The sequence below is a fragment of the Pseudomonas sp. GD03842 genome (assembly GCF_029841165.1).
Lineage (GTDB): Bacteria > Pseudomonadota > Gammaproteobacteria > Pseudomonadales > Pseudomonadaceae > Aquipseudomonas.
In genome coordinates this window covers 349,267-359,973 of the sequence record NZ_JAOCEA010000005.1, presented here as the reverse complement: position 1 = coordinate 359,973, position 10,707 = coordinate 349,267, and the positions used below count along the sequence as shown (strand labels likewise).

5 protein-coding genes are annotated in these 10,707 nt (G+C 62.1%); 1 reads left to right on the top strand and 4 read right to left on the bottom strand.

Features of this window, described 5'->3' with window-relative positions:
* The 3 genes from N5D61_RS10180 to pbpC form a co-directional block, all read right to left on the bottom strand.
* Window positions 1-345: DUF2931 family protein (locus N5D61_RS10180; protein WP_279892428.1), on the bottom strand; the 345-nt coding region annotated here is incomplete at its 3' end.
* Window positions 338-2,233: a PAAR domain-containing protein gene (locus tag N5D61_RS10175; RefSeq protein ID WP_279892409.1), complete on the bottom strand. Its 1,896-nt coding sequence runs from the start codon at window positions 2,231-2,233 to the stop codon at window positions 338-340. The genes N5D61_RS10180 and N5D61_RS10175, both read right to left, overlap by 8 nt.
* Window positions 2,234-2,653: 420 nt before the next feature.
* Window positions 2,654-4,978, bottom strand: a complete 2,325-nt coding sequence (gene pbpC, locus N5D61_RS10170; protein WP_279892407.1) for a peptidoglycan glycosyltransferase PbpC — start codon at window positions 4,976-4,978, stop codon at window positions 2,654-2,656.
* A 98-nt stretch (window positions 4,979-5,076) separates the two neighbouring features.
* On the opposite strand from pbpC, the gene N5D61_RS10165 reads away from it, so the two are divergent.
* The gene (locus N5D61_RS10165; protein WP_108237829.1) at window positions 5,077-5,370 is read left to right on the top strand and encodes a hypothetical protein; all 294 of its coding nucleotides are present in this window, start codon (window positions 5,077-5,079) and stop codon (window positions 5,368-5,370) included.
* Window positions 5,371-5,601: 231 nt separating this feature from the next.
* On the opposite strand, the gene N5D61_RS10160 is transcribed toward N5D61_RS10165, so the two are convergent.
* Window positions 5,602-10,521: an alpha-2-macroglobulin gene (locus N5D61_RS10160; RefSeq protein ID WP_279892404.1), complete on the bottom strand. Its 4,920-nt coding sequence runs from the start codon at window positions 10,519-10,521 to the stop codon at window positions 5,602-5,604.
* Window positions 10,522-10,707 lie beyond the last annotated feature (186 nt).

The following is a 10,707-nucleotide window of genomic DNA, read 5'->3' as shown; positions in this document are numbered from 1 at the left end:
CGGCTCTGCGAGGGATTGCCAACGCACATAGATCAGACGAGGCACGTCTGCGCTCCAGAGGTGTTTTCCCTTACCGTCCCCAGGCTCCTTAGGCCACCCTCTCGGGTCGGCCCTTAAATTGGGGGGAGTCTGGATAGCCGCCACGCCACTCATGGCGCGTCTGAATACTCGGCCTTTGACATCGAGCACATCGGCGGTTTCGATCCAGACCTCCATGTAGTTGGGCGCCAGAAAACCCAGACGCCAGGCGTCATACGGCAGTTCTGTACCGTAGTCATTGACGTGGCTGCACCCGCAGAGAATGACGGCGAGTGCACATCCCAACAGCGCGTTGAGCTTATTGATTGCCATGGATAATCCGCCGATGATCATCAGCAGGCCGGTTAATGAACAGCGCACTTATGTCCGTTCTGTGTCGATCCTTCACCGCATTCCAACTCGCGGAGAGGTGTATGTAACGGCGGAGTAGCAGCGCCTCCTCAGAAGCTGTCAAATTTGGCGCGGAGGCCTGCCCGAGTGCGTAAGCCTGCAGCTTCGCGGCGATCATCTCCAATTCGGCAGGCAACGCTGATGCGGAGGTTTGCGGGATTTCTTTAAAAGGCGCGTTATGTCGCAATCCCAGTTCCCGCATTACTCTCAGGTAAACCTTCGACAAATCCCCCTCCACCTCGCGCTCAAGTGTGCTCATGACGTACACCCGCTTGTAGGCGGGCATCTGATTATCCCGAGTACGCGCCTCATCCTCTGACCAGATGTGCATCTCCAGCTCGACGCCTTGTTCGATCAACCGCCTGACCAGGGGGCCGACACTTTGCTGAGACCGGGAGACGGCCAGCGCGCGCTCGTTGGGCGTGGCCTTGCGTTCGACGCTGCTAGTGGGTTTTGCCACCAGCAACCGTTCGCGCATGCGGGGCCGGTAGCCACCGCCGATATCCGAGTGCGCACCGGGCAGCACGATGTCGTTCTCGGTGCGGATCAGAGCAAAGTTCAGGCGATGTTCGTCCCGGGCCACCAACTGCACGATGTGGCGTGCGCAACCTGTGGGCAATCCGAGGTCGAGGCCAGCGTTGCGCGCATTGCCGGGGCTGAAGTCCAACTGCAAGGGCGTGACGATGCCGGGCACGGTGTCGAAAAGGCCAATGAAGTTCAGATGGACATCATGCTGAACGCGCCAGCCAAACCCCTCGACGAGTAGGGAGGCGTCGGCGGGCCAGGCTTTGGCAATCAGGCTGTTTGCGCCTTTTCGTATGTCGTTGGCGAAATGACGGGCAGCGGCAGCTCCACGGCTGAAACCGAATACATCGATTTCTATGCATCGGACCTTGATGTCGGGATTGATCCTTTTAAATCTCAAAAGTCGCTCGATGACCAGCATCGGGCTTTGTTCAACCCGCGCCACCACACCGTTTTTCCCCGTCCCAGTGCCTTGCCCCCACAGGTCGTCAGGTCCGCCGCTGACGGTTCCGATCCCGTCGAGATAGACCGCCACGGAAGCCTCATCATCCGCAGGGTCAATTTGTTCGTTGGCTTGATCCCTATACAAGTCATACAACCGCGCCACATTCGACGTGTCATTTCCATAGCTGCTGTCCGGCGCACTTCCATCGAGGCCATAACCCTGTTCGAGACAGAACCGCTGAATGTCCTCGGACTCATGCTCCAACCCGACATCCCGCGCCATGCAGCCTGCAACAGCCTCGCTATTGGCCTGGTTGTTGCCGGTGCCGTCGAAGAATATGCCGAGCCTCAAGGTGATCACCTGCTCCAGCTCGACCTCTTCCTCTTCTTCCTCGAGGTCGTCAGCCAAAGCGGGCTGGCGGTGTGGCGGCTGCGTCGAGTTCGGCCCTGCGGGCGGGGCATATGTCGAGAGGTGGGCAGCGCCTGGGACCGAGGGAGAGTCATCGCCATTGAAGTCGTAAGTGGCGTTCAATAACGACGGCAACAGACGGGCGCTGCAGGGGCACGGCACCATGCTGTGCAGCGTTCCGGCCACTCGCCTGCCAAGGTCTCGCATGTGCGGGATGCCGCCGATGATGTTGAAGGTACTACCGGTCGCCCCACAGGTAGCCCGGTCCCCCTCTCGCGCCAGTGGTTTGCCGCGGATGTCGAATCTTCCGTCGCCTTCGAGAACGACGCCGCCACAGGTGGTTCGATCACCCGGACGAATGAAATGCCCTTTACTCACCTGTTCCAGTCCTTTGCAGCCAATCGAAGGGGTTGCCGCACCCGGCATACCGTCAGCGAACGAAGAACCTATTCGATGGATGTTGACGGCGGGTGATTGGGAAGAAAATCCTCAGCAAGCGGGACTTTCTCCCAAACGGTGGAACGGAAGCTGATGGTCTTGGTGTTGATGACCCAAGCGCCGTTTTTACCGTTCGGACGCTCATGATGGTGCGCGGGAGCAACGGCGTATGCCGGGATGTCCGACCGAGGAAGTCGGAAGCGGGTGAAAAATGATTAGCCGTTTTCCTACAGCAATGGCCGACCAATAACGCTCGCTGCTTTGACAATTCGTCAACGCACGATAGGCATTGGAGGGGTTGTGGCACTCGGACGAGTCAAGCGTATCGAACGGCTGGCGCCTTACCTGTAGTCGGCAGGCTTGCCGACAGTAGCGGTCTTTACAACGCCGACGGCAAAGCGCCCCGCCCTAATCCACCACGCTGAACTCTACCCGCGCCGTCTGGCCGCTTTCGTCGAGTACGCTCAGTTGGTAGCGGCCCAGCCGGTTGAAGGTGTGCGTATAGCTGTCCTGGTTGGCGGTGTCGCCCATCGGTGTGCCGTCGATGAACCACCAGCGGCGGCCGGTGCCGCCCAGCGCTGACAGTTTCAGTCGCAATTGTTGCAGGCTGCCGGTGGGCAATCGGAGTTGATCGCCATCGCGCACGCCGACGATCGAGAGGGGTGCTGCCAAGCTCAAGCCTTGCGGCGGGCATGAGGGGTCGATGGCAGGCAAGCGGGCCTCCCGGCGTTCGCCTTTCGGCAGCCACGGTTCAAGCGGAGCAGGCCACAGCGCGATGTCACGGGATACGGCCTGTGGGCAACCGGCGCCGACCCGCAGCCCCTTGTCATTGACCCAAACCGTTTCCAACAGCCCCAACCCCAAAGGCTGATCGGTGGCCTGTAACGTCGGCGGCGTGGTGCCATCAAGTGTCCAGGCGAAGCGCTGGCGCCGACAATTGGGGTCGGTCTTGTTCATCGCTTGCCCCAGCGGCCAGCAGATCGCGGCCACGCCGACACTGAGCGGCATCGGTTGCACGGGCGGCAGGATGTTGCGCTGAGCGTCGCGATTCACCAACAGATCGTGCACCTGCAACATCAGCGGCGCCGCCGACGCCAGGCCGAACTGCCCCGGTACCGGTGTGCCATCCGGGCGGCCGATCCACACGCCTATCAGGAATCGCGGCCCGACGCCGATCGACCACGCATCACGAAAGCCATAGCTGGTGCCGGTTTTCCATGCCAGTTGTGGGCGCTGCACCAGCTCGGCGTGTGGGTCCAGATCGGGCCGCGACTGACCGCTGAGAATTCGCCGAATGATCCAGGCCGCACCGGGCGACATCATCGGTCGGTCACGCAGCCGATCTTCCGGTTGCAGGCGAATGTCCGCGCTGCGCCCACCCCGTGCGAAGGCGCTGTAGCCGCCCACCAGGTCCTCCAGCCGACTGCCTGCGCCACCGAGGATCAACGCCAGGTTCGGTTCAGCCAGCGGCGGCAAGGTCAGTGGCACCCCACCGTTGCGCAATTCGGCGGCGAAGCGTTTCGGGCCGTAAGCCTCCAGCAATTGCACGGCAGGCAGATTGAGCGACATCGACAGGGCAGAACTCGCCGCCACGGCGCCGTTGAACCCAGACGAGAAATTACCCGGACGGTAATCCCCATAGCGGCGCGGCACATCCTGCATCAGCGATTCGGAGTGGATCAGCCCGGCGTCCAGCGCCTTGCCGTAAAGGAAAGGTTTGAGGGTGGAACCAGGGGAGCGGAGCGCAGTGACCATATCAACGTGCCCGAAGCGCTTGTCGTCGCCAATGTCCACCGAACCGACGTAGGCGCGCACGGCCATGTTCTCGGCCTCAACCACTAGAATCGCCGCCGATGTGCGCTCAGGCAGCCGGGCGCGCCAGCCCAGTAACAGGTCTTCCAGACGCCGCTGCAGGCTGGCGTCCAGGGTGGTACGGATCAACGGCGGGCTGCCAGGACGGTTCAAGCGTCGCGCCAGCAGCGGCGCCAGGCTCGGTTCCTGACGCGGTGCCAGCAACAGCGGTTCCTCCAGCGCTTCGTTCACCGCGTGTTCTGGCCAGACATCGAACTCGGCCAGACGCATGAGCACCTTGTCCCGTGCAGCCTGCGCGCGCTGTGGATGGCGATCGGGACGCAGGCGACTCGGCGCCTGAGGCAGAACGGCCAGCAGCGCGGCGTCGGCGCGGTTCAACTGTCGGGGGGATTTACCCAGATACGCCCAACTGGCAGCCGCCACGCCTTGCAGGGTGCCGCCGAAAGGCGCTCGGTTCAGGTAGAGGCCGAGAATCTCCTGTTTCGACAGGTGCCATTCCAACTGCAACGTGCGCCACAACTGTCGCAGCTTACCGGGCAACGTGCGCGCATGCGGATCCAGCAGCCGTGCCACCTGCATTGACAAGGTGCTGCCGCCCGACACCACATGGCCGCCGCTCAGGTTCTGCCAAGTGGCCCTCACGAGCGCCATCGGGTTAACGCCCGGATGCTGATAGAACCAGCGATCCTCGTAGGTCAGCAGGGCTTCGATGTAGTAAGGCGAGACTTGGTCAATCGTCACGGGATAACGCCACACGCCATTGGCATCGGCAAACCGCCACAAGGGCGTACCGTCTTCGGCAAGCACCACACGGGCCAAGTCATCCTTGGGCAGTGGCAGCGGCCAGATGCGGTCGGCGAGCCAGAGCAGCAGGCAAATGAGCACGATGCTGGCCAGGAGCCCGCGAATCAGTCGTTTCATGCCAAACTGCCTTCGTGCACTGGGGAACTCGTTCTGCCCTGTGATAGCCAAAGCGAACGATCCCCTCTCCATTCAATGCCGGTCATCAGGAAAAAGACATGCAGGTAGAAAGCGTTTTCGAATGGCTCGGCCAGGTCATTGGCGCAGTGATTCGTTTCATCGTCGACGGCTTGAGCTGGTTGTTCAACCTGTTCACCCACGCGGGTGGCAACTTTGTCGACGGACTGGCACGCACTTTGGGCATGGACACTTCTCTGATCAGCATCGCCGGGCTGATCGTGGGGCTGATGCTGCTGTATTCGGCGATCCGCGCGTTCATGCGAGGCTCGATCATCGTCGGCATTATCTGGCTGTTTCTGGGGTTGTGGCTGCTGAGCTGGATCATCCATTGACCTCATCCACGCTCACATCTGCGTAGGAGCGCGCTTGCCCGCGAATGCTGCGCATCAGGCAATCTCTTCGTCACTGACGCGACGCCGTCGCGGGCAAGCGCGCTCCTACAAAGTCCGCACCAATTTCACTCATCAATGATGATCCCCAGGCGGAGCCTGGGGCGGTCTGCAAAACGCAACCCTGCCCCAGGCACACCGCACTCCCACAGAATTGCAGAGCTGTCATGCCCCTCACTTCTTCCCTTTCACCACCAACTGGGCAGGCGCGTCGCCCAGTGCTTGCCAGTTTGGACGGTACATCGATTCGACCTGCGGCGGCGGCACGCGATACGTACCCGGCGTCACCGCCCGCGCCAGGTACAGCAGGTGCACGGTGTTGAAGCCTTGAAGGTCTACTGCGGCCACGTAGCGATCGCCACGGAACTCCTGGTGTTTCAACCCAGCGTTTTCCATCGACTCGCGCCACTGTTTCACTGACTCGCTGGCGTCCTCCAAACTGGCGGCACTCTGCGCCAGATTCTGGTTTTCGATTTCCAGGCCCGCAGGCAACAGATCGACCACCAGTGCATCCGGCACGCGCTCTTTGGATTTCAACTCCAGGTGCACCAACACCAGCTCGCCGCTCTTCAGTGCATTGAGGTTCAGCGCCTCGCCGTCCATGCCGAGGTATTCACGACGAATCGCCAGGTTCTCGCCACCGGCTACGGGCGGTTGCGACGGGTAGCCGGAAATGGTCATCTGCTGATACAGCGTGGCATCGCCGCTGTTTTGAACCGTCAGCGGTGATGCCAGCACCGAGCTGTCGAGCTTCACGCCAGGCTGGTCGTTGCTCAGTTCGCGGCTGTTGCTGCCGCTGTTCAGGGTCGCGGCCCACTTCGCCTCGGGTTTGCCGAGCAGATCACGCCCGGCCAGGAACAGCGAGTTACGCTCTTGAGTCGACAGATAGCGGCTGGCCGCAACTTGATCGGACAACGCGAATAGCCGCTCTTCCACTTTGTCCGACGCCAGTTTGTTTTCTTCCAGCAGGGACAGAATCAGCGCCTGATCGCGCAACGGGCTGCCGTAATCGGCCAGCCAGTCGTTGGCTTTGCGACCCGCGGCCAGCCCGGCCAACAGTGCCTGCTCAGCCCGGGGCTTGTCGCCCATCTTGTCCAGGGCAATGGACAGCTGGACCAGCGGCAGGCCCGAGCGGGCATCGCTGCGACGCTCGAACAGGCTGCGCAACGCACCCAGCGGTGCCTGCTGACTGCGCGACAACACCAGCCCTGCATAGGCCTGCACGGCAAAGCGCGTGTGGTCGGCGTTCTCGCTGTAGTTGACCTCGATCTGGTTGCGGTCTTGCAGATAGCGCAGCAAGCGTTCGTTGGCCTTTTTCAGCGCATCGGGCGGTACCGCGAAGCCCTGATCCCGTGCCCGCAGCAGGAAATCGGTGACATAGGCTGTCAGCCAATACTCCTCCTCACCGTCCGATCCCCACAGCCCGAAGCTGCCGTTGTAGCGTTGCATCCCCAGCAGACGCTCGATGCCGATCTCGATCTTGCGTTTGCGCGCCTCGTCGGACTCACCTTCGAGCCCTAGACGCTTGAGGGTCGCGGCATCGGCGTACAGCGAGGGGTAGAGGCCGCTGGTGGTCTGCTCGAGACAACCATAGGGGTAGGCTTTCAACGCTCTAATCTGCTCGCCCAGGTTAAGGGGAGGACGGCTGGAGACCGAGAGAAGCGCCTCACGCCCCGCCGGTTCGAAGGCCTCAAGGGCACCCTCCGGCAGGCTCCAAGCCTGATCCTTGAGCACGGCGCGGTACTGACGCAGCATGGCTGGATACGCCGGTCGCACACCGATCGTCCATTCGCGGCTGAACGCCGGCAGGTTTTCGCCGGGCAAGTCCAGGCCGTCGACCTTCACCCTGATCACGCCCTGCCCGAAGCCACCCTGCGCCTTCACTGGAATCTGCAATGTGGTCCGCTGCCCTGGGTTCAGTGCCACCGCTTTGGTGCCGTCGCCTTCGGCCAGGCTCAACTGGCCTTCGGCCGAGACCTGAACAGTGAGCTTTTGCGCTTTGCCCGAAAGGTTCGACACGTCGAGCGCCACTCGCGTCTGGTCACCGCCCGCAAGGAAGCGCGGCGCAGACAACTCGGCGATCAGCGGCGCCGCTACCACGGTTTTCGCTTCGGCCATGCCATAGCGCTCGTCGGTCCAGGCTTGCGCCATGATCCGCAGCTCGCCATTGAAATCCGGAATGTCGAGGCTGACTTCGGCATCGCCCTGCTCGCTCAAGGTCACCGGCGCGCTTTGCAGCGCAACGATGGTCACGCTGGTCTCCGGGCGTTTACCGCCTTTGGCCAACGCCGCGTCCCCGCCGAATGCCAGGCTGGCGAGACGATTGCGTCCAGCCTCGATCAACTGCCCATAGATGTCGAGTTGATCGGCGCCATATTCTTTGCGCCCGAACAGGCTGGCAAAGGGATCCGGCGTCGCGTATTCGGTGATGTTGAGAATTCCGACGTCCACCGCAGCGACCAATACGTGCACGTTTTTGGGCACCGAACCGTCAGCGCCTTTTGCATTGATCTTGAGTTTCAGCGGCTGTTTGGGCCGCATTTTTTCAGGCGCCGTGACCGTCAACGCCAGCTTGCGCTGGGAGCGGTCCAGCGGCAGGTGCAGCACGCCAACCGCCCGCTTGGGCGTGACGTTGGCCTTGCGCTCACCGGGGCGAATCACCAGCGCGCTGACATAGAGATCGTGACGGGCCCATTGCTTGTCCACGGGCACGTCGAAGGTCTTGCCCTCGGCTGGCACATCGATCTCTTGCCACCACAGCGGGCCTTCACTGGACTCCACCAGCAAATAACCTTTGCCCGCTGAAGGCGGGGTGACCGTGACCTTGGCCGTGTCGCCGTCGGCATAAGCCGGTTTATCCAGCGCCAGCTTGACCTGATCGGGACGCACCGCTCCGCCCTCAGCGTTGTCCTGCCAGCGATACCCGGCCCAGAAACGCACACTGCTGACGATGCCAGTGGCCGGATCCTCGACCTCTACCCGATAAGGCCCCCACTCCACTGGAAAGCTGACTTTAGCGGTGGCGCCTTTTTCTACGCTGAGCGTTTCTTCGGACAGGTTGAGGAATTTCTCGTTGTAGTGGTAACTCCACCCGTCGCTCTCCGAGTAGTTCCAGTAATAGTCGCGGCGCTCGCGGACCAGCCGCACCTTAAGGTTGTCAGCGGCCAACTTGTGGCCCTCCGCATCCGCCACGAGCACTTCGAATTCCACCGGGCCGTCGCCATCGGTGGCCTCGCCCTCGAACAGACCGCGCAGGCCAGGCAGGGCTTCGGCAGGCCACACCGGCTGGATCAGGCGGCGAGTGACAGGCCGACCACCGGACTCCTGCAAGCTGGCCTGCAGCACCAGCTGCAGCGGCGAACGGGCTTTGGACCACTGGCTGTCAATGCTCAGGTCCAACTGGCCATTGGCGTCGAGGGTGCTGTCCTCGATCTCAAGGTCCTGCTTGAGGTCCTCCTCAGTGATCGAACCGAACTGATAACCCGGCAACCCCGGCACCGCTTCGCGCAGCGGGCGCACGTAGAGCTGGCCAGTCAGGCGATTGCCCGATGCAGGGGCCCCGTAGAGGTAACGCCCGTTGATGGCGACATCGAACGGTGCATCCGGCGCGAGCGGCGCATCACTGCCCTTGAGCTCGAGCGCCATGCGCTCCGGAAGGAAGTCTTCGACCTGAAACTCATACAACTGCGGCTTGCCGTCGCCCAAGTCGAACACCAACTGCCAGCGGCCAGTTGGGGATTCGTCCGACAATTGAAGTTGGTATTGATACAAACCGGTGGCGTCGGCTTCCCACACGAACTTTCGACTGACCTGCTCGTCCGGGCGGCGCACTTCCACCGTAATCGGCTGAGGTTTCACGCCCTTGCCGTCGTTGTCGCGCAACAGGCCGTTGAGCAGCACGGTTTCGCCGGGCCGATACAAGTCGCGAGGACCAAAGATAAAGAATTGCAGCGGATGCGCTTGCGGGCCCGTGATGTCGAACTCGGCCAGGTCCAGCGCCGCGCTGTTGAGGCGCAGCAGGCTGGTTTGTTCGGCATTCTTCGCCAGGAGCACCTCAGCCTTGGCTGGCAACGGCAGTTGAGCATGACCGGCACCGTCGGTTTTACCCTGGCCGACCACGCGCCCTTTGTCGTCATACAGCTCCAGATCGATGCCGCTCAACGCCTTGCCACCCTCCAGCGCCTGGGTGAACACATCCAGACGATTGGCGTAGCGATGCGCCGACAACCCTATGTCGCTGAGCGTGAACAGCGTCGCTGGCTGGGAGTAATTGTAGGTGCCTGACGCCCGCATTACGGCCAGATAAACACCGGGTTGCTGCAACGGTTTGAGCCCGGCAATCGGCAACAGAACGGTTTCCCGGGTGTTGCGTGCAGGATTCAAGTCAAAACGGCCGCCATACACCAGGTCGGCCATAGGCAGCAATTCTCTGGACTCGTAGCTCTGCAGGCTGGACGAGCCCTCCCATGAACTGAGAAAGGCAGGTAGCGAATCGGGCTTGATGCGGAAGAACTCGACATCGACCTTGTCGACGTTCAGCGCGATCACCGGCAGGCCCTCGGCCAGACGGGTCGGCAGCAGGCTGCCGCGGCTGGCGAAGCCGACAGTGGCTTGCAGATCGGACGTTTCCAGGCGCGCCGAGTATTCCGCGGCCAGGGTGTTGCCGTTCACGGCGGCCAGACCCGGATCGATGGTCAGCACCAGCTTGCGCTTAGGTTCAAGGTGGCGCAGGCGCAATTCCATGAGGTTGTCGGACAGCTCCCAGGCGCCATCGACCTTGCCGTTGACGCTGTCCACCAGGTGCACTTTCTCCGCGAACTTCTGGTCGGAGGCCAGCGGCACGGAAAAGCTCAAGGACAGCGTGCTGGCGCCGTCGAGCTGGATTTCCGAAACATCCACTACGGTCAACTCGCGCCCCGCGTACCGTTTGCTCAGCGCAGCGAGGTCAACCGCCGGTTTGGGCTTGGCGGCTTCGACTGCGGCTTGAGGTGCAGCAGGCTGCGATGGGGCGGGGGCGGTTTTTTCAGAGGTAGAGGAATCGCAAGCACTGAGCAGTGCCAGCGCGCAGGCCAGGAACAATCCTTTGTTAAGCATGAGGCACTCATTGGCAGCAGTTGTGATGAGGAGCAGCAGTTATAGCATCGCTTTCGCGCTCGTAAAGCGCGGCGCGGACATAGACCCTGGGATTGTGAGTTCGTTCTCAGGCCCACTCTTCAGGCGGGAGGCGCAGCGCTGCGTGACTCGGCGGGCCCTCGAGGACGGTTGGCGCTCCCTTTCGGT